The organism is Pseudoclavibacter soli DSM 23366 (genome assembly GCF_000423505.1).
Lineage (GTDB): Bacteria > Actinomycetota > Actinomycetes > Actinomycetales > Microbacteriaceae > Pseudoclavibacter_A > Pseudoclavibacter_A soli.
Window position 1 is genome coordinate 209,552 of the sequence record NZ_AUIC01000004.1, and the last position, 18,765, is coordinate 228,316.

General features: G+C 63.8%; 16 protein-coding genes. 6 read left to right on the plus strand and 10 right to left on the minus strand.

The annotated features are described in order from the left end of the window. Positions 1-659 precede the first annotated feature (659 nt). Together G557_RS13670 and G557_RS11555 are read left to right on the plus strand one after the other, a co-directional pair. On the plus strand, positions 660-812 hold the full coding sequence (locus G557_RS13670; RefSeq protein WP_156877079.1) for a type II toxin-antitoxin system prevent-host-death family antitoxin: 153 nt from the start codon (positions 660-662) through the stop codon (positions 810-812). Positions 813-1,319: 507 nt separating this feature from the next. Next, positions 1,320-2,324 (plus strand): virulence RhuM family protein/type II toxin-antitoxin system death-on-curing family toxin, encoded by a 1,005-nt coding sequence (locus G557_RS11555; RefSeq protein WP_245542763.1) that lies wholly within the window; start codon positions 1,320-1,322, stop codon positions 2,322-2,324. A gap of 85 nt (positions 2,325-2,409) precedes the next feature. Here G557_RS11555 and G557_RS13275 read toward each other — a convergent pair whose 3' ends face one another. Beyond that, positions 2,410-4,929 (minus strand): sigma-70 family RNA polymerase sigma factor, encoded by a 2,520-nt coding sequence (locus tag G557_RS13275; protein ID WP_051224468.1) that lies wholly within the window; start codon positions 4,927-4,929, stop codon positions 2,410-2,412. Between the two features lie 297 nt (positions 4,930-5,226). Here G557_RS13275 and G557_RS0103885 point away from each other — a divergent pair, with 297 nt between their 5' ends. Continuing rightward, positions 5,227-5,535 (plus strand): hypothetical protein, encoded by a 309-nt coding sequence (locus G557_RS0103885; RefSeq protein ID WP_028245019.1) that lies wholly within the window; start codon positions 5,227-5,229, stop codon positions 5,533-5,535. A 141-nt stretch (positions 5,536-5,676) separates the two neighbouring features. On the opposite strand, the gene G557_RS0103890 is transcribed toward G557_RS0103885, so the two are convergent. Together G557_RS0103890 and G557_RS0103895 are read right to left on the minus strand one after the other, a co-directional pair. Continuing rightward, complete coding sequence (locus G557_RS0103890; protein WP_028245020.1) at positions 5,677-8,361, minus strand: ATP-binding protein; 2,685 nt, start codon at positions 8,359-8,361, stop codon at positions 5,677-5,679. Next, positions 8,358-9,590, minus strand: a complete 1,233-nt coding sequence (locus G557_RS0103895) for a metallophosphoesterase family protein (protein ID WP_028245021.1) — start codon at positions 9,588-9,590, stop codon at positions 8,358-8,360. The genes G557_RS0103890 and G557_RS0103895 overlap by 4 nt, the downstream gene beginning before the upstream one ends. A 150-nt stretch (positions 9,591-9,740) precedes the next feature. On the opposite strand from G557_RS0103895, the gene G557_RS0103900 reads away from it, so the two are divergent. Continuing rightward, a complete protein-coding gene (locus G557_RS0103900) occupies positions 9,741-10,121 on the plus strand; it encodes a DUF488 domain-containing protein (protein ID WP_028245022.1) in 381 nt (126 codons plus the stop codon). Between the two features lie 289 nt (positions 10,122-10,410). Here G557_RS0103900 and G557_RS13900 read toward each other — a convergent pair whose 3' ends face one another. The 4 genes from G557_RS13900 to G557_RS11570 all read right to left on the minus strand — a co-directional run bounded on the left by G557_RS13900 (position 10,411) and on the right by G557_RS11570 (position 14,248). Continuing rightward, positions 10,411-10,554, minus strand: coding sequence for a hypothetical protein (locus G557_RS13900; protein ID WP_156877066.1), 144 nt, complete (start codon positions 10,552-10,554; stop codon positions 10,411-10,413). Positions 10,555-10,589: 35 nt separating this feature from the next. Continuing rightward, positions 10,590-11,875 (minus strand): IS3 family transposase gene (locus G557_RS0103910; protein WP_156877067.1). Its coding sequence is split into 2 segments (ribosomal slippage): positions 10,590-11,602 and positions 11,602-11,875, totalling 1,287 coding nucleotides; the frame shifts between segments, so codons are not numbered across the junction. Positions 11,876-11,892: 17 nt separating this feature from the next. Continuing rightward, a complete protein-coding gene (locus tag G557_RS0103920; RefSeq protein ID WP_211220514.1) occupies positions 11,893-12,867 on the minus strand; it encodes an FUSC family protein in 975 nt (324 codons plus the stop codon). Between the two features lie 40 nt (positions 12,868-12,907). Beyond that, entirely contained in the window at positions 12,908-14,248 is a 1,341-nt protein-coding gene (locus tag G557_RS11570; RefSeq protein ID WP_051224474.1) for an MFS transporter, read from the minus strand. A 108-nt stretch (positions 14,249-14,356) separates the two neighbouring features. On the opposite strand from G557_RS11570, the gene G557_RS11575 reads away from it, so the two are divergent. Beyond that, positions 14,357-15,196: a cytochrome c biogenesis CcdA family protein gene (locus G557_RS11575; protein ID WP_036961078.1), complete on the plus strand. Its 840-nt coding sequence runs from the start codon at positions 14,357-14,359 to the stop codon at positions 15,194-15,196. Here the strand turns inward: G557_RS11575 and G557_RS0103935 are convergent. Continuing rightward, positions 15,153-15,938 (minus strand): DsbA family protein, encoded by a 786-nt coding sequence (locus G557_RS0103935; RefSeq protein WP_051224478.1) that lies wholly within the window; start codon positions 15,936-15,938, stop codon positions 15,153-15,155. The genes G557_RS11575 and G557_RS0103935 overlap by 44 nt on opposite strands. Positions 15,939-16,012: 74 nt before the next feature. Here G557_RS0103935 and G557_RS0103940 point away from each other — a divergent pair, with 74 nt between their 5' ends. Continuing rightward, a complete protein-coding gene (locus G557_RS0103940; protein ID WP_036961083.1) occupies positions 16,013-17,224 on the plus strand; it encodes a class I SAM-dependent methyltransferase in 1,212 nt (403 codons plus the stop codon). A gap of 41 nt (positions 17,225-17,265) precedes the next feature. On the opposite strand, the gene G557_RS0103945 is transcribed toward G557_RS0103940, so the two are convergent. Next, the gene (locus G557_RS0103945) at positions 17,266-18,048 is read right to left on the minus strand and encodes an L-threonylcarbamoyladenylate synthase (RefSeq protein WP_028245028.1); all 783 of its coding nucleotides are present in this window, start codon (positions 18,046-18,048) and stop codon (positions 17,266-17,268) included. Between the two features lie 129 nt (positions 18,049-18,177). Beyond that, a complete protein-coding gene (locus G557_RS13280) occupies positions 18,178-18,762 on the minus strand; it encodes an NUDIX hydrolase (protein WP_028245029.1) in 585 nt (194 codons plus the stop codon). Between the last annotated feature and the right edge of the window lie 3 nt (positions 18,763-18,765).

An 18,765-nucleotide genomic window follows, 5' to 3' on the forward strand; every position in this document is an offset into this window, starting at 1 on the left:
CAACACTGCGACGTGGGGCGTAGTCTTTACGCTTTCTGAACATGCCCAAGTGCCCGACGATTTCTATCATCTATTCCGAGCCACCATGGTTCGCCCTACGAACGTGACCGCAAGAATGAACACAGCCGCAGTCATGCACAGGGCAGCGACGTCAAGACCCGTTTGATATGCGTCCGCATGCCCGTTGCCCGGCGCGATCAGCAGGAACCGCGGAGAGAGCTTTAGCATCCACGAAGTCGAGCGGGAGCCCGGAACCCAGCCCGAAGAGGAGCATCGGTGCGGCACCCAACAGAAGTGGAACATCCTGCCAAAGAAGGAATGCAACCAGGTCGTGGATAGCTCCGAGGGCACGCGTCTCGGCCCGCTGCTGGCCGCTCTCGCCTGAGCCGACCAAGGGCAACTGCGCCGAAGCGAGATGCCGCGACCGCAGATCAGCGCTTCTTCGGGACGGTGGCTCCTGCAGAGCAGGCAGTGTTCTGAAGCAGCTGCATCGGCTGATTGAGGACTCATGGCTGAATCTTCAACACGGAGCTGGTACGACCAGCATCAATACGATGATGTCGCTCTGGCAGACTCAGCATCACGAGTTGCGTCAGCGTTCCAAGCCCATCGCCTACCCAAGCCTTATATACATCTTGTACAAGTTGTTCCTTGATCAAATGATTTCTGTCACGCTTTCCGAGTTTCGGGCACAACAGAGCGAATACATCGCTGCTGCGCAGCGAGAGCCCGTCGAGATCAGTTCACGTGGCGTGGGGCGACCGCAGCACCGCGCAACGCATTCTTCGTGCTATCGACGCATTAGCGACTGATCCGCGCCCGCCGGGCTGCCATCGTGGCCCTTACCTGATTGCTGCGCTACGGATGGTTTCTGCCAGGAGAGCTGCTACCGGTACTACAGGCCTCTCCTGATTCTCACATCAGGCAGTAGTGCCCGAGACCTCACGTGGATTTCGACCAAGCTCTGCTGTGGAGCAACAACCGGCACGCCAATGTCACGAGTCTCGTGGTGCAGTAGCGAGGCCAGGGCCCGCTGTGCGGTGAGCCCGGCCAGCGGAAGGGTCGCCGCAGTTGCCAGATCGATGCTTGTCGGTGCGTGCACGAGCAGATCGGAGCGAATGGCGGCGTGCTGTTGCTAGGGACCGGAGCCATCCGAGCGCGACGGTTTCATCGCGATGACGCGGTCGCCCTGTCGAGGATAACTCCGAGAGCACTGGGCTAGTACGTCAAGAACGTAACGAAGCAAAAGCCTTTGTCAGTGGTCACCCGTAGCCTGTAATCAACCGCATCCGCCGCCCAGACCTCAGGAGGCAACACCCGTGACCTCGATCCCCAACACCCCAGCCGCCACCCCAACGCACAGTCAGATCGTCTTCTACCAGCGTGCTGATGGCTCGCCTGACGTTGAAGTCAGACTCGAAGACGAGACCGTCTGGCTGACGCAGCAGCAGATTGCTGAACTATTCGACAGCTCGCGTACAAACATCGTTGAGCACATTCAACATGTGTACCAAGAAGGCGAGCTTCAAGAATCGGCAACCTGTCGGAAATTCCGACAGGTTCGTTCCGAGGGGAATAGACAAGTCACCCGTGAACTTCCGTATTACAATCTCGACGTCATCATCTCCGTCGGCTACAGGGTCAAATCCTCCGTCGCCACTCGCTTCCGCATCTGGGCCACTCAGCGCCTCAAAGACTACCTGGTACAGGGCTACGCAATAAATGAGCAGCGCCTGCAACAGCTCGGGCAAGTCATTCAGGTGCTGGCCCGATCCGGCGATGAGATCGGCACTGGCATTGCGGATGTCCTAGCTGCTTATCTGCCCGGGTTGCAGTTACTGCGCGACTACGACGAAGGCACATTCCAAGACGTTTCAGGCGCCGAGCCAAGCTGGCAGCTCACCATCGAAGAAGCCCGAGAGGTCATTCAACAGCTGCGCCGGCAATTCCCGAGCGACCAGCTACTCGGCAACGAGCGCGGCAGTGCTTTGGAAGGGCTCATCGGCAGCGTCTATCAGAGCTTCGGCGGGCAAGACCTCTACCCCACTGTCGAACAAAAAGCAGCGCACCTGCTCTACTTCGTGATCAAAGACCACCCGCTGAGCGACGGCAACAAGCGCACGGCGGCTGCACTGTTCGTCACCTTCCTCGCACACAATAATGCTTTGAACAGCGATCAGGGCCAACCACGCTTCACGAACAATGCCCTCGCCGCCACCACTTTGTTAGTCGCTGCAAGTAACCCGGCAGAAAAAGACTTGATGATCGACTTGATCGTCCGGCTGCTTGATGTAGATGCCGCAACAAGCGAGAACGCCAACTGACGGTCGGCCGTGCACAGCAGTGAGTGCCCTCAGCCGCAGCACACCGTTTCACCGTTCAGATCTCTCCAGGATGAGCTAGGTCGTTTCACTCGCTGAAGTCGTACGTTGGGCTGGCGGCAGGTATCCGTACTCGGCGCACCAGAACGTTTCGCTCCTCAGCGGAGGCAGCACCCAACTGGTTGTCGTGCCCCTTTTTGAGCAGCGGGACGTGAGAGATCGAGGTACCCGAATCAATCGACGTGCGCAACACATCCAGCGACTTGTTGACGATCTGCCTGACTCTCTCGCGAGTGACCCCGACTCGCTCCCCCACCGCGTCAAGCGTCTCTTCTTGCCCCGTCAGCAGACCAAACCGCGCACGCAGGATCAAGGCGTCGCGCGCGGGCAACTCGCTCAGCAGATCGTCGACAAGCTGATGTCGCTCCCAGGCGATAAGGCCTTCGTCAATTTCGGGCGCACCATCGTCGGCAATGGTATCGGCCACAGTGCCTAAGCGAACCTTCTCCCCATCGATGATCCACCGCGAGTCGTTGAGTGACACGGGCGGCTCGTCGCTCCGTATCAACAACTCCAGCTGCCGCTGAGAAATCTCGCACCTGCGCATCACTTCTTCACTGACCATTGAACGCGTAGGGGTCACGCCATTGCGCTCATACCCCTGCACCACAATCGCGGTCTGCTGTCGGATCTGACCGAGAGCCTCAACGGCATGCACTGGGAGGCGAATCACACGCGACTGATCGGCCAGTGCCCGTGTGATGCCCTGCCTGATCCACCAGGTGGCATAGGTAGAGAACTTGTTGCCCCGATCTTGCTCGAACTTCTCGACAGCCCGCATCAAGCCAATCGAACCTTCCTGCACAAGGTCGAGCATGTGCAGTGAGCCGCGCTGCCCGAAATAGCGTTTCGCGATGCTGACCACCAGGCGAAGGTTCGCCGCAGTGAACTCTTCTCGGGCTCGATGCCCAGCGACGGCCTGGCGTTCAAGCGACCGACGTTCTCGACGCGTCGACCACGCACTCTGCTGCAGCTGAGCCTCGGCGTTGTCGCCCTGATCACGCGCCATGCCGAGCGCAACCTCCTGTGTCTGATCGATCAGTTTGTACCTGCCGATCTTTCGCAGATAATCGTGAAAAGCATCAGCGCACACATGCACCGCACCGCTGAGCTGAGACACTGGCTCGCCAGAAGCATCGAGCTCCTCGGGAGGTGCGACGAATTCCACTCCGGGCACCAGCTCTGGGGCCTCAACTGGCACCGGGGTCGAATCAGCAAGGAAGTCCAACAGGCCTGGGGCATCCGGAGAAGGAAAAAACGCAACCCGACGTGCGTAATCGAGCACCGCACGCAAGTGTTTATCACCGCTGACAGTGGGGTCTTCGACGGTATTGCGCGCGTAGAGGTAGACGAGCCGCCCTGGGCCCGGGGGTTGTTTGCGGCGAATCACACGGCCCAGCCGCTGCACCATCTGACGACGACTCTGGTTCGCAGCGAGCACGATACCCAAGTCGGCGTCTGGCACGTCGATGCCTTCGTCGAGCACACGGGGCGCGGCGAGCACTTCAACGGTGCGACTGCGGAATTCAGCGAGGCTCTGCTGGCGCTCGTCTCGACTCAACCCGCTGTATGTTGCCGCTGCGCGAACACCTTGCCGCTGCAGACGAGACGTGGCCAGAAGCGCGGCCTGCTTGGTCTGTGCAAACACGAGCGTGCCATGCGCCCTTCGTACCGCCGGCCCAAGACTGTCGAGGGCATCGATCTTCGCCGGTGCATCTGCGAGCAGGCCGCGACGCCCGGCGATCGCGGTCAACAACGATTGAGCAACGCTGCGGCGAGCACTGGGTTCAGCAGCACCTGCCCACACCGTGACGAGATGGAGAAACACCGCGAATGGCACCGCCAGATCACCAGCCGCGTTGAGCATCTTCGGCGGCAGATAGCCGTAAAGTGTTCGTCTCGCATCATGGATGCGCTGGCTCAGCCTGTCGTACGCCTCACGTCGGGCGGCATCGAGTTCGACTGCCACCAAAGCGATGTCGAACGGTGCGATGACACGATCGGCCAGAGCCCGGTCGTACCACAGCCGATAGACGATGCCACCGAAGAACGGGTCAAGGACGTTCTCGTCGAGCTGGTCGCCACGCTCGTATGTGGCGGTGAGCCCGAGCCTCCAGTCGAAGTTTTCGCTGAGCGCAGACGAGAACTGCGCGGCTGCGTAGCGATGACACTCGTCGGCAATCAGCAGGCCTTGGCGGTGTTTGCTGAGCAAATCGGGACCATCGCCGCCAAACCTGCGTGCGATGCTGTGCACGGTGCCAATGAGCACATCGTATTCGTAGAGGTCGTCGTGGTTGCCGCCGCCGAGCCTGCCGATGGGCACATCGGTGAGTTCTTGACTCAACGTGCGATGCCACTGATCGAGCAGTTCGATGGTGGGCACCATCACCACCACGTTGTACCCGGCGCTCAATGCATGTCGCACGGCCAACACACCCAGGTGAGTCTTGCCAGAGCCGGTGATGGCTTCGACCACACCGCGATGCCACTGCGTGACCCAAGCGTCAAAGGCCTCACGCTGCCAACGATAGAGCTTTCTGCTCGACATGACCCCTCCCCGGTGATGCCAACCGCACTGCTGCACGGTATCGCTCACAGGTTAACGGCAGCCACTGACACTGCTCGCAATGGCCGTGCTGTTGTAAATGCACTCGCTCTACAAGGCTTGGGTAACGATCACCGCCTACGCTTGGGATCTGCGCACAGAAAGTTGCAGGCTAGATTCAGGGAATCGATGAGAAAAGGGGGCATGCTGCAGCGTCTGTACCTCCGCGCGCTGGCAAGACCGACTACTGCGGTCTTCTCAGGCACCGAAGCCCAGCACCTCACAAATTAGGAGCCCGAAATGCCTACAGAGGTTGTTCAGCCCCAAGTCAAGGACACTGGTTGGTCTCCGTTCTCCAGAGCGCTTGCCCTAGCTGTGTGCATCGGCCTCGTCGTACCATTTGTGTTCGTCATCTCACTGCTACAGCCGATTCTTGGGTTCATCATCGCTGGAATCATGCTCATCCCAGTGCCGCTCGTGTCTACTCTCGCTCACCTCGGGTTTGTCTTATCCGATGCGAAGGTGTCTGAAAAATTGATAATTACGGCAGCATTCCTTTTGCTCGACTACGTGCCATACGTGTGGGCTCTCACCCTCTTCTTTAGATAGCGATTTCATCCCTGAGCTACGGGGCTGACCGCGATGTCCACGCAGCGACAAACATGATCCGCCGCGGATTCGAATGAGGACGAGTGGTGTAGGACGGCGAGGAGGCTGGGTCGCCTGGTACGCCCACCAGCACCTGACCACTCACCGCGACAACAGCGGCTGCATAGCCGCCCCACCGATGTGCGAGAAGCGCTCTGGCTGACAGGTGAGCACCACCACCTGCGCATCACGCCCCACTCGGCTGAGCACGAGGTTCAGGGCACGCAACCGCTCGGGATCGGCGAACCCCAGAGCATCGTCGAGAATCAGTGGGGCCCCACCGTCGGCCGAGACTAACTGGGCGCAGGCCAGTCGACCGAGCAGGGCTAGCTGCTCACGTGCACCGCCCGACAACGACTCGAACGACACAGTCGCACCATGCAGTGTGCGAGAGATGATTTGCAGGTCTGCACTGACCTCGACCTGCACTTCGGAGCCGAAGACGAGCTCGGCCAGGCGCTCGATACGCTCTCTGAAGGGTGCCGCGTAGCGGGCCTGCGCATCGTCTCGATATCTCGTGAAGGTGTCGTGCAGCAGCTTGGCTGCCGCCGCCGCACGGTGCAGGCGGTCGAGGTGTTCACGCGAGCTGTCGAGTTCGGCTTCTGCCTGCTCGAGTCGATCGTAGATGCCTTCATCGGCATATGCGTTGATCTCGCCCTGCAGCGTGCCCAGTCGGTCACGCGCCTGCGCCAGATCTCGCGCACGATCCTCCACGATCTGACGTGCGTTGTCGAGCTCGAGTTCGATACGTTCGGCATGGGCATCTTCGAGTGCCCGCGCCGCCTGTGCACGAGACTGATCTGCCTCTTTGAGACGAGCTTCCGCGCTGGTGACTGCGGAGCCCAGCGCCTCGTCGGTGACCTCGCCTCGCGCCTGTTCGAGACGCTCACGCAGACGATCGCGATCGCTGATCGCGGCACGTGCCACTTCTTCAGCACGAACCAACGCAGTGCGATGCTCATCGCGGGTATCGCGCAGACGATCATGGTGGCCTCGAGCCTTCTTTTCGGCCTGCTCTGCGCTGAGCACACGCTCAGCAGCCTCGGCTGCCGCGCGTTCGAGCTCGTCGATGCTGGCCGTCGACGAGGCACCGGATGCACTCTCGGCAACGCTCTGTTGTGCTTCAAGCTGCGTGCGCAGCTGTGCCGCACGCAGACGCAGGCGCTCAAGCTGAGCATCCAACCCGGCTTGTGCGTCGTCATCATCATCGGCTGGGCCGAGTGCCGCTTTCAACTCGCTTTCGGCCGCACGCAGATCTTGCTCGGCTGTGGCGCGCAGATCGGCGATCTGCTGGGCCTGCTCGATCGAGGTGACACCGTCTTTGTCGAGCGCCTTGCGGAAAGCCTGCTGAGCCTGCTGCACCGCAGTGTCGAGCTCGGATGAGGTAGCCGCCGGCCGCACCTCGACGCTGACAATGCCCTCAACCACCACGTGCATTGGCTCGCGCACAGCGAGAGCCTGCGAGGCCTCGCTCTCAGGAGTAATCGTCTCGTCGTTGATGGTGACGGCGACGTCGCCGAGCTGGCGCACCTGCAGCTGGGCCGCTGCGGCGTCTCTTGCGCGCTCGGCCACTCGAACCTCAGTGTGCAGCTCTCTCAGCCGGCGCACGCGCTTTTCGGTCACGGTATTCGCGCTCAAGACGCCATTGGCGGCGGTGCGCTGTGCCTCGGCGTGCTCGGCACGTTCAAGACGGTCTTCAGCGTCGCGAAGATCGCGCGCGCAGCGGGCGTGCTGGGCAAGCGCTGCGGTGCTCTGCGCCTGGGCTCTCGCAGTCTCAAGCGCCTGCTCGGCTTCGCTCAGGTTGTGCTGAGCCTCTGCCAGCTTCTGCTCGGCGTCAGCTGCCTTCTGCTGTTGCTCGACGATCTGATCTTCAGCGTGCTTGGCCGCATCTGACGCCTTGTCGACCTCTTTGGCCGCAGCCTCGCGGTCGCTGAAACGTTCACGTGCCGCGGTCAAGGCATCATTTGCCTGCGCCCATTCGCGTTCAGTGGTTTCGGCAGCCTGGCGCAACTCACGCAGCCCTTCGGCGGCCTCGCTCAGGCGCTCAACATCGGCCTTGGCCTCGTGCTCTTGGGTGACGATCTGCCCCAGCAGTGAACGCTGGGTGGCGTGCTGATCGACCAGCGCATCCATTCGTTGGCTGCGCTCACGCAGATCTGCGACGGTCTGCTCGAGCTGCTCGACCTCATGATCGACGTCGTTGACCGTCTTCTTGTAGCGGCCCTTGGGCGTGAAGTAGCGCTCGTATTCGGCTTCGATACGCGTGATCAGCTCGTCGTGATCACCTGAGACGTCGGTGGCATCGATGTCGCTGTCGGCAGACAGCGCAGCCTGCAGCGATGAAAGTGTGGCCAGCTGCGGTTGATCAAGCGATTCGCCCTGGTCGACGTCAAGCGCATCGAGCAGTGCGGTGTCGAGGGTCTCGGTGAGGATGCTGTGGAAACGCTCGTCGGCCTCGCGCCCGCTGAGCTGCTCGTGGCGTGCACCACTCACTCGAAGTTCGGTCAGCGGCCGCACGAGCCATCGTTTGCGAAGATGCAGATCGTAGCCGCCAGACTGCAGCTCGATGGTCACTTGCGGACCGACGTCGCGGCCAACCGGCTGTACGGCTTTGACGGGCTGGGCTGCGCTCGATGACGGGTAGCGCCGCACCAGCCGCAGTGCCTCGGCGATCGATGATTTGCCGACCTCGTTGGGCCCGGAGACGACGGTGACACCGTCGCCCAGTTCAACCTCGCTGTGCGCGACGCCGCGGTAGTCGTCGAGGATAATCTTGCTGATTCTCATCGGTGGCCTCCGGCGAGTCGGTAAAGCAGCGACAAAGCGTCTGCCGCGACGGTGGATGCTGCGATGTCGGCCTCTGAACGCGTCGTCGGCGATGAACCAGCTGAGCCTGCTGCGGCCTGAGCGACGAGGTCGTCAAGAGCATCTTGGGCGAAGCCGGTCAGGTGCAGGTCAGAGAAGTCGGCTCCGTCGGGGAGCGTCTGGAGATCGCTGTGGCTCTGCCAGATCTCGAGCAGCGCGAACAGGTCACCCTGCTCGTCGATGAGGCGGTCGAGCTCGGCGGCGCCTCGCGTGGTGATCGTGCCCGTCAGCTGCAGCCACACCCCCGTCTGCGACTTGTTGTCGATGGCTGCGAGCTGCGCGCGCAGGGCTTCGAGATCGTCTGTCTCGCCCTCGTGATCGAGGCGCGCTGTGAACTGCTGCTCGAGGGTCACAAACTGCCACGAGCCAACGTGCACCTCTTCGACCTGCACGTGCCGGGCACCGGGCCCGTGTGTGCTGGCTGCGCCGACTGCACCGTCATCGTCAGGCACCTCGATCACCAAGACGTTGCCCGGGTGTGGGTCTCTGCGTGCGGTGACCTCAGGCGTGCCGGGGTACCAGATGCCAGCAGCCACCTCGGTGGTGGAGTGACGATCGCCCAGCACTGCGACATCGATCACCCCGTCGCGCAGCAACTGCGTCACCAGGGCATCGTCGATGGTGGCGGGGTCGGTGGCGTCTGGGTTCATCGAGGCAACGGCGCCGTGCGCGGCAAGCACGCGCGACACCCCTGATTCAGGAGGCTCGAGCCCAGCACACGCCTCGGCGACCAGATCTCTGCCCGGTCGCTTTGACGACCACGGCACCGGCAGCACTTGTGCATGTGCCGTCACGCGAATCGGCTCTGCAGTGCGAGCTACGTTCACGTTGTCGGGGCTGAGCCGAGTGAACGCCTCGGAGTCGTAGATCGAGGCGCTGTCGAGCGGGTCGTGGTTGCCGGGCACCAGAACGATCGGGATGCGCACGCTGCGCAGGGCCTCGAACGTGCGTGCGATGACCCGCCGATCGAGCTGATTGGTCTCGAAGACGTCGCCGCAGACCACGATGAACTCGGCACCGCGCTCTTGTGCGAGATCGCCGATGCGAGTGAGCACCTCGAATCGACTCTGCGTGTAGCGGGCGCGCGCCTCAGGCGGCAGAAAGCGCGCCGTCATGCCGAGCTGCCAGTCGGCTGTCGCGATGAACTTCATGAAGCACTCCCCTGCTGATGGCTCGTTGGGCGCAAGTGCCTGAGCGATCTGCACTTGTCTTGCGGCACCATTCTTGCAGCAACGGCCGACATGCAGCAGAACCGGGCCGAGTATCGTGAGAACCGCCACTCATCACCCGAGAGGAGCCGAATGCCCGAGATCTCGATCAAGCGCATCTACGACGCGCCAGCCTCCGATGACGGATTCCGTGTGCTCGTCGACCGACTCTGGCCACGCGGCATGACCCATGAACGAGCACACCTCGACGCCTGGCTCAAAGACGTCGCCCCCTCCCCCGAACTGCGCACCTGGTGGCACCACGACCCCGACACCGCCGCCGAATTCGCCACCCGCTATCGCGCCGAGCTCGACGCTGATGACGCGACGCAACAGCTGCTCGCCCTCGCGCGCGAGCATCCACACGTCACCTTGCTTTATGCCGCACGCAACCCCGAAGTCAACCATGCGCGTGTGCTGCGCCAATGGATGCTCGAGCGCCTTTCCAGCCCGCGCGCACGCCCCAGCGAGTGAGCGTCGGGGCCCATGCGCAACGGCGCGCCGGTATCACGTTGCGTGCTTCGCCTGACGTGCACCATAGGTGTCACGAGCTGAGGGCTTCACCCCTACGGTGCACCACATGTGTCACAAACTGAGGGCTTCACCCCGACGGTGCACCACAGGTGTCACAAAGTGCGCTCTCACGCGAAACACCTCACACAAGTGTCACGAGATGCGCGTATGTCTCGCGTAAACCGCACCTCGCGACACCTCTGTGCCGCACTACTGTGCCACACCCCGCAGGCACACCCCGAACGACGGCTCAGCGGCGCTCATGCACAGCGAGCCGCGCCCACCACACGCTCACCACGATGATCGCGAATGCACTCAGTGTGCCGACCACCGTCTCAACCGCGCGATCGGTCACCAGGGTCATCGGGTCGTTGGGCACCGCGAGCGCGATCATCGACAGTGTGAAGCGCCTGAGGTTTGGTGCCGCTTCTATGCGGGTTGCGGCTCTCGGTTGAGGGCCGCGTAGTAGGTCGCCTCGAATTCGTTCGGGGTGACCATTCCGAGACTACCGTGGAGTCGCCGGTTGTTGTACCAGTCGACCCATCCGGAGGTCGCGTATTCGACGTCGGCGATGGTCTTGTACGGGCCGTCGTGGAACACGGTGGTGCGTACGCATTCGGCTTTGTAGAGGCCGTTGATCGTCTCCATGAGCGCGTTGTCGTAGGCGTCGCCGACCGTCCCGATCGATGGGGCGATCCCGTCGAGGGCGAGTTTCTCCGTCCACGTCACAGACGTGTATTGAGACCCGGCATCGCTATGCGCCCGGAGTTGTTTCGGGCTGATCGGGTGCCCGGCGCGGTCGCGCTCCCAGAGCGCCATGCGCAGCGGGATCATCACCAGATCGACGTGCTTGGTGGTGGCCGCATGCCAGGCAACGATGCGTTGCGAGTACACATCGACGATGAACGCGACGTAGACCCAGCCAGTCCAGGCCCGCACGTACGTGAAGTCCGTCACCCAGGTGTGATCCGGGCGCGGGGCGGTGAAATCACGATTCAGCAGGTCCCCGGCACGGATACCGTCCTTCGCCGGAATGGTGGTGCGCACGGTCTTATCCCGGCGGATCCCGGACAGGCCAAGGCTCCGCATGGCTCGGTCGACCGCGCCCCAGGAAGCATCAGGGAGACGACGGCGGATCAGTGCGGTCATCTTCCGCCGTCCATACAGCCCCTCCGGGGTGAGCCGGCGGACCTTTCTGCCGTCCGGGGTGGTCACGTTCGCCCAGGCAGCCTCGCGTACCGCGTCGGTGACGATCGCATCCGTGACCGTCCGTGCCGACACCGGCCTGGTCTTCCAGGCCCGGTAGGTTCTCGCGGCGACCTTGACGCCCTGCTCACGCAGGACTCGGCAGATCGACTCGACCGCGAACCCCTCGGCCCTCATCTGGTCGATGAATCCCATGATCAACGGTTGCGGGGGTCGAGTTCCCCCACGAAGAAAGACGTTGCCGCCTTGAGAATGGCCACGTCCTCCCGCAGCCGCCGGTTCTCGGCCTTCAAGGCCTTGATCTCGGCGGTCTCGTCGCTGGTGACCCCTTCACGGGTGCCAACGTCGATCTCGGCCTGCACGACCCACCGGCGCAGCGACTCACGTCCCACGCCTTCCTGACGTGCGACCGCCGCTATCGCGGCCGCCCGAGACGGGTACTCACTCGCGTGCTCCAACACCAGACGCACCGCCCGGTCCTTGAGCACCTGATCTGTTCTCTTCGGCATAATGCCATCCTCTCAACTCAAAAGAGAACGGCACCAAACCTCAGGCGCTTCAGTGCCATCGGTGTGACCGTGAGCATCGCCCACGCGTAGTTGCGCACCACGATCAGCTCGGTGACGCCCTGCAACACGATCACCGCGATCACCGTAGCCACCTCGCCCGGGTGCATCACGAAGAACAGCCAGGTCACCCCGAGCCCCGCCATGGTGCCGACCAGGCGTTGCGTTCCGCGCAGCAGGCGGCTGCCGTGGCCCGATGCCGACAGCGGCGCCACCGCGGTGAGCACCGCCCACGACACGTGTCCGAGGCCGAGACTGTGCGCAATCAGGCCGGCCACTGCCGACACCAGCACGTAGGTGCCGGCCAGCCGCCACGCCGCACGGTCGCGCAGCACCCCCAGCACGGTGGGCAGCTCAGGGTCGGGGTGCACCGTGCGCCGAGGGATGACCCGCACCAGAATTGCGCCAAGCACCAGTGTCATGGCGGTCGCCGCGAGCGATACCACTGCGCTTACTGCGACGAGATGTGACGACGATGGCACCGCAGCAACGGCGCCGAGACCGAACATGTGAAAGAGTGCGCCGGCGGGCCGCCACTGCACCCGGATACCCACGAGCGTGATGATGCCAGCCCACACCGGGGCGACGATCACGAAGGCGAGTTCGCGATCGGGCATAAGCCCGAGCACGGCGCCGAGCACCACGGTCGCACTGAGCGAGAGCCCACCCACCAGTTGCACGAGAAAGTTCGGCTTCGGGGCCAGCCCTCGACCATAGGCCGCGCACATCACCCCGAACGTGGCATAGACCGACCAGCCGAGGTGCCCGATCGAGAGCAGACCGCCCAAGGCGATGGCCATCGCGAGCGCAGTGTGCACAGCAGGCATATGGGCGTCAGAGAACGGCCCCAACGCCCAGAAGGCTCTGACCTTTCGCGCCAACGTGCCTGCCAACTGCGCTGCCTCTCCTGCGGTGGGTGATCTCGGTGAACTCACCAAGAATACTCGCCGCGACAACCATCCGGGGCGCGCACCCTCACATCTCGCAGGTGCCGCCTTGTCGCAGCGCGCACATGCGCATCATGCCAGTGGCTATCAGCGCCGCAAACGAGAGCAGCGCCGCGATCTGGCCGAGCCCCTCAAAGCCGACGAGCGCGAGGGTGACCCCGGCGAGGGCACCACCGACTCCCCCGGCAAGGCTCATCAGGCTGTCTGATGCACCCTGTGCTGAAGTGAGCGATGCAGCATCCACCCGTTGCACGATGACCGCCGAACCGGCCACCGTGACGGCCGACCAGGCGAGGCCGAGCAGGATCATGCCGACCGTCGCCTGCATGGCCTCGGCGCCGCTGGTGCCGGTGACGATCGCGCTGACGCCCAACAGCACGAGCCCGCCATACACAACCCACAGCGCTCCGATGCGGTCGGCGAGCATACCCATCACCGGGGCCAGTGCGTACATTCCGGCGATGTGCAGGCTGACGGTCAGGCCGATCAGCTCGACGCTGGCGCCGTGACCGCCCAGGTGCACCGGCGTCATCGACATGACTGCCACCATCACCAAGTGGGCCGTCAGGATGCCGATGGTCGCGATACGCGTCGCAGTGCGGGCAAACAGGGCACGCACGCCGTCGACGAACCCGCCGCGGCTGCGATGGCTGGCTGCCGCGGTCGGCGTGGTGACTTCGCCGATGGCTGCCTCTTGGCGGGCACGGGCCAGCAACAGCGGATCGGGTCGCAGGCCGAACCACAGGGCGATCATGCTGGCGAACATGCCGACGGTGGCGACCAGAAACAGCCCGGTGAGCGCCGGCAGGCCCAGGGCTTGCGCGATCGACCCACCCCAACCGACCAGGTTCGGGCCAGTGACTGCGCCGAGTGTGCTCATCCACACCACCAGCGACAGGTCGCGCCCACGATGCTCGGGCTGGCTGAGGTCGGTGGCGGCGAAGCGCGCCTGTAAGTTCGCGGCGTTGCCGGCACCGACCAACAGCCCGCCGACGATCAGCAGCCAGAATGTGCTGGTCACCGCGGCGACGATGATCGACGCGGTGCCTGCGGTGGCGATGAGCAGCCCCAAGGTCAGTGATGCGCGCCGGCCGCGCTGCAGGGCGAAGCGCGACAGCCACGCCGCGGCGAAGGCTGCACCGATGGTCATAGTGGTCGTGGCTGATCCTGACCACGCCGCTGAGCCAGTCAGTTGTTCGGCCAGCAGCGCGCCGGTCGAGATCATCGCGCCGCTGCCGAGCCCGCTGAGAATCTGCGCGATCGACAGCACCGTGATCGTGCGGCGCTGCACCCGCCGCACCTGCTGCTCTTCGGCGCCCAAGGGCGCGCTCGAAGCGTCAGCGGGCTGCGGTGTGCTCGTCGTGGTCATGCAGACACCCTATCTCATATACCCCCGGGGGTTTATACTCGGGGCGAGCCACCTACCCCGCTCGCGCATCTCAGCGTACCGTGATGGGGTACATGAAAGGAGAGCTGCGTGACCCTTGGTCTGACTGGTGCCGTCTTGGGCGGTGTGCTCACCCTGCTGAGCCCCTGTTCCGTCATGCTGCTGCCGGCATTCTTCGCCTACGCCTTCTCGAGCCGCAGCCGCTTGTTCGCCATGACCGGCATCTTCTATCTCGGCCTGATCACCACACTCGTGCCACTCGGGCTGCTCGCCGGCTCCGTCGGCGCCTTTTTCTCAGTACACCGCAGCGCAATCATCACCGTGATCTCGGTCACCGTGATCGTGCTCGGCCTGGCCATGGCGGCCGGCGTGCCCATGCCTGCGCTGATGCGCGGCGAGACCGGCTCGCGCTCGCCCGACAGCCCACTCTCGGTGTATCTGCTCGGCACCGTCTATGGCCTGGCCGGGGTGTGCACCGGCCCGCTGCTCGGCGCTGTGCTGGCCATGGCCGCATTCGGCGGCAGCCCTCTGTATGGCGCCCTGCTGTTGCTGGCCTTCGCCGCCGGCATGGTGGTGCCGCTGCTGCTGCTCGCCTCGATCTGGCAGAGCGTGCCGGCTGTGCGCTGGGTGGTCAAGCCCCGCGAACTGGTAATCGGCCGGTGGCGCAACACCTATACCACCATGCTCAGCGGCCTGTTCACCGCCGCAGTCGGCGTGCTCATGCTGCTCACTCAGGGCACCACCGCACTCGGCGGGCTACTCAGCGCCGACACGCAGAGCGGGCTCGAGTCAGCAGTGGCCGAGTGGTCGTTAGGGGTCTCCGACTGGATGCTCGGTGCCGGTGCCCTGCTGCTGCTCGCTGCTGGCTGGCTGGTTCGCTGGTGGCTCAGGCGCCGACGTTTGCCAGCTGAGCATCAATCGTGTTCGTAAACGTCGTCACTGACTGTGCTCCGCTGAGCGTGGTGTCACCCACGATGAAGAACGGCACCCCCGTGATGCCATACCCCTGAGACTCACTGGTCTCACTATTGACCGCATCGGTCAGATCAGTGCGGTCGAGGGCTGCAGTGAACGTTGCCATATCAGGCACACCGATCTGCTCGGCGAAGCCCACCAGCTTCTCTCGTGGCAGATCTGGGTGCCCAGTCTCGGGCGCCGCGGCAAAGAGCGCCTCTACGTATTCGACGTACATGCCCTGTTCGCCTGCAGCCCGAGCGGCAACCGCGGCAGCCACCGACTGATCACCGAACATGGCCACATCATGAAACTCAATACGCACCTTGCCGGTGTTGACATAGTCGCTGATGATCGTCGGCAGGGTCTCGTTGGTGTATGACGCGCAGTACGGGCAGCGCAGGTCGGTCCACTCGATGATGGTCACCGGGGCGTCGATGCTGCCGACCGCCCGGGGGTCATCGGCATCGGCGCGAGCATACTGGTCGGCGAGCACCGTTGTCGCCGTTGACGCAGATGCACTCGTGTCGGCGCTGCCGCTGCTCTGCTGCTGAGCCACCACAACCACGACGAGCACCAGCGAAACCACCGCAGCAATGACGTTGAAGATGTGCGCTCGACGCAGCCTGGCATGCAGACTCGCATTCTCGGCACGCAGTTGCTGTGCCCCCTTCGACTTCGGTTGGTTGTTTTTCTCAGCGTTGGTAGTACTGCCCATGCGCTCGACCCTAGCACTTCACCCCTATACCCCAGTGGGTATTTTGCGTGTGTCAGTCGAGTATCCTCGAGACCATGCCCGACTCCGCCGCTGCGCTCGCTCCCCTGCTCGACACACTTCGCCGCGCACCCGACGTCGAGGCCGACAACCTGTCTGCGAGTGACGCCACCGACCGACTGCTGCTCGATGCCGCAGCCGAGGCCCTCGACACACAACCACAGGCCCGCGTGCTGGTCATCGGTGACACGCACGGCGCCCTCACCCTCGGGGTCAGCGAACTCGGCGCAACCGACGTCGCCGTCTGGCAAGATCCACTGGTCGCAGAGCTGTCGCTCGATGCCAACGCTCGCCGCTGGGTTGCCGCAGGCGGTCGCGAGCCGACCTATCGCCACATCGCCCTCGACCCGGCCGAATTCGCTGGCTTCGACCTGGTGCTGATGCAGCTGCCTCGCAGCCTTAGCCTGTTGGATGCTCTGGCCGGCTTTGTCGCCGCCGGTGCACACCCAGCCACCCGGCTGGTGGCCGGGGCCCGAGTCAAGCACATGGATCTGTCGATGACCCGCGTGCTCGAACGTCACTTCGCGTCGGTGCACGCCTCACTGGCCCGCCAGAAGTCACGCCTGCTGTTTGCCGAGGGGCCACGCGCGGGCACTGCCACACCAGCGGTTCAGCTTGTCGAGCAGTCACAGGTCGATCTGGGCGGTAGCGACCCCGCGCTGGTCCCGCTGACCATCTGCGCATTTCCGGGCGGATTCGCCGGCGCCAGCCTCGACATCGGCACGAGAGTCCTGCTCCCCCACGTTGCCCCGGCCGCGCGGGCCGCTGTGGAGCGAGCCACCGCTCAGCAACGCCAGGCTCGGGCCATCGACCTGGGCTGCGGCACAGGTGTGCTGGCAGCGGTACTGGCCCGGGCATCCACCGAGCTCGAGGTGATTGCCACCGACCAGATGCGCACCGCCGCAGCTTCGACCGAGGCGACCATCGCCGCGAACGGGCTCGCCGAACACGTCGCCGTGATACGCGACAATCTGCTCGACGCTCAGCCCGACGCTTCGGCTGATCTGGTGGTGTGCAACCCGCCCTTTCATGTGGGCGCGGCCGTGCATACCGGCATTGCCGAGGCCATGTTCGCCTCGGCCGCTCGGGTGCTGCGACCGGGCGGGCAGCTGCTCGTAGTATTCAACTCGCACCTGCGCTACCGCCCCACGCTGCAGCGAGTGGTGGGACCGACCGAGCAGCTCGACCGCGACGCAAAATTCACCGTGACGCAGACGACGCGCCGCTGAACAAGGCCAGCGGCGCGTCGAAGCGTGAGAACTGCAGTGAATCAGTAATACTCGCCGTGGCGGTAGTCCCAGCTGTTGAAGTGCTTGGCGAGAATCGCCAGAATGCGATCAAGGTAGACGCCGCGACGGATCAGCACCGGCGCGGGGGTGATCGAACGCTCACCGTGCTGCTCGGGAATCAGCTTGCCGTCTTTGTCGACCATCGAGACCATGACGCCCTGCTCGTAGCGGGTCTCTTCGCTCTCGTTCGGCTGAATCGAGGCCACGTAGTCGTCAGCCTCGATGACCAGGTCGGCGCGGTCGTGAATGCGCTCGCCGATGCCGGTGACCTTGCCACGGTTGCCCTTGCCCGAGGGGTTCGCCGAGCTGGCGAAGGCGAGCTTGCCGTTCTCCCACAGGGCTGCGGCGAGCTTCTCGCCCGGGGTGCCAAAGCGGATCACGAAGCAGCTGGTGCCGCGGTGGTCTTTGGCGAGCTCTTGCGCGTGCTCATCGGGAATGTACTGCAGGGCGTCTTCGCGCCACGGCAGAATGCAGCCCATCAGAATGTCTTCATCCCAGTGCTGCTGGTAGTAGGCCTCGATCTCGGGGGTGAGCTGAGCGAGGCGCTTGAGCTGCTCCATCGAGCCGCAGAGCACGACGCCAGGCTTGTTGCGGTTGCGCTGCTTGGCCTCGAACTTGCGCTCGAGCCCCTGGCCGTCGCTGGTCATGATGATGTAGCCGACCTTGGTGGGACTGACGATCATGCCGCCCTCGCCGAGCAGGATGTCAAGACCCTCCTGCTGCAGATCTCCATTCCAGTGGATGGTCTTGGTATCGTTCGTCATCTCGCCTTCGTTTCTGCCTGAGCGGCAACTTCTCATTCGTCGTCGTGGCCGCACCACGTCATTGTGAGCGGTGTGCACACAATGTTTCATTCTACTCGGCCTTATCACCCGGTGGGCGACGGCCGCATCTCACACCTCGAGTGTGGGATGCTCCCCCTCGCCGACCCACGCGCGCAGTTCGGCCGCATTCGAGAAGCGCTCCAGGGCTCGTCGATGCTGATATGGCGTGGTGTCGCGGTAGCGCTCGAACGGCAGCGGATGCACGCTGATGCGCTCTCCCGCGTCAAGTCGCTGCGGCACCACGTCGATGACCCCGGTGGCCACGAACACGTGCACGAACCACTCGATCTTGCTCTCAGGCTGACGCACCTCGAGCAGCCGCCAATTGCGAAACGCGTACCCCGTCTCTTCGCGCAGCTCACGCTTGGCCCCGGCCAGCACCGAGGCGTCGGAGGCCTCGACCTGCCCGGCTGAGACGCCGCCGTTGCGGGTGATGCCACCGGGCTGTGACTCGTTAATGGTGATCACGTTGTCGTCATCGTCGAGGCCGATGGTCACCACAGTGTCGGGGCGGCGCAGCATTTCGAAGGTCGCGAACGAGCCGTCGTAGAGCTCTTGCTGCCAGTGGTAGACGTCGTAGATGATGCCTTGAAACGCCAGTTCAGCGTTGTCTGGAATCATGTGCGCCCCGTCGGGCAGCCAGCGATCAGTCAACGC

What these genes read in the sequence shown, in the direction of transcription:
- G557_RS0103885 (WP_028245019.1), top strand. Translation starts at nt 5,227, where the DNA reads ATGCCTACAGAGGTTGTTCAGCCCCAAGTCAAGGACACTGGTTGGTCT.
- G557_RS0103900 (WP_028245022.1), top strand. Translation starts at nt 9,741, where the DNA reads ATGCCCGAGATCTCGATCAAGCGCATCTACGACGCGCCAGCCTCCGAT.
- G557_RS0103890 (WP_028245020.1), bottom strand. Translation starts at nt 8,361, where the DNA reads ATGAGAATCAGCAAGATTATCCTCGACGACTACCGCGGCGTCGCGCAC.
- G557_RS13900 (WP_156877066.1), bottom strand. Translation starts at nt 10,554, where the DNA reads ATGATCGCGCTCGCGGTGCCCAACGACCCGATGACCCTGGTGACCGAT.
- G557_RS11570 (WP_051224474.1), bottom strand. Translation starts at nt 14,248, where the DNA reads ATGACCACGACGAGCACACCGCAGCCCGCTGACGCTTCGAGCGCGCCC.
- G557_RS0103895 (WP_028245021.1), bottom strand. Translation starts at nt 9,590, where the DNA reads ATGAAGTTCATCGCGACAGCCGACTGGCAGCTCGGCATGACGGCGCGC.
- G557_RS13275 (WP_051224468.1), bottom strand. Translation starts at nt 4,929, where the DNA reads ATGTCGAGCAGAAAGCTCTATCGTTGGCAGCGTGAGGCCTTTGACGCT.
- G557_RS0103935 (WP_051224478.1), bottom strand. Translation starts at nt 15,938, where the DNA reads ATGGGCAGTACTACCAACGCTGAGAAAAACAACCAACCGAAGTCGAAG.
- G557_RS13670 (WP_156877079.1), top strand. Translation starts at nt 660, where the DNA reads ATGATTTCTGTCACGCTTTCCGAGTTTCGGGCACAACAGAGCGAATAC.
- G557_RS0103940 (WP_036961083.1), top strand. Translation starts at nt 16,013, where the DNA reads ATGCCCGACTCCGCCGCTGCGCTCGCTCCCCTGCTCGACACACTTCGC.
- G557_RS0103945 (WP_028245028.1), bottom strand. Translation starts at nt 18,048, where the DNA reads ATGACGAACGATACCAAGACCATCCACTGGAATGGAGATCTGCAGCAG.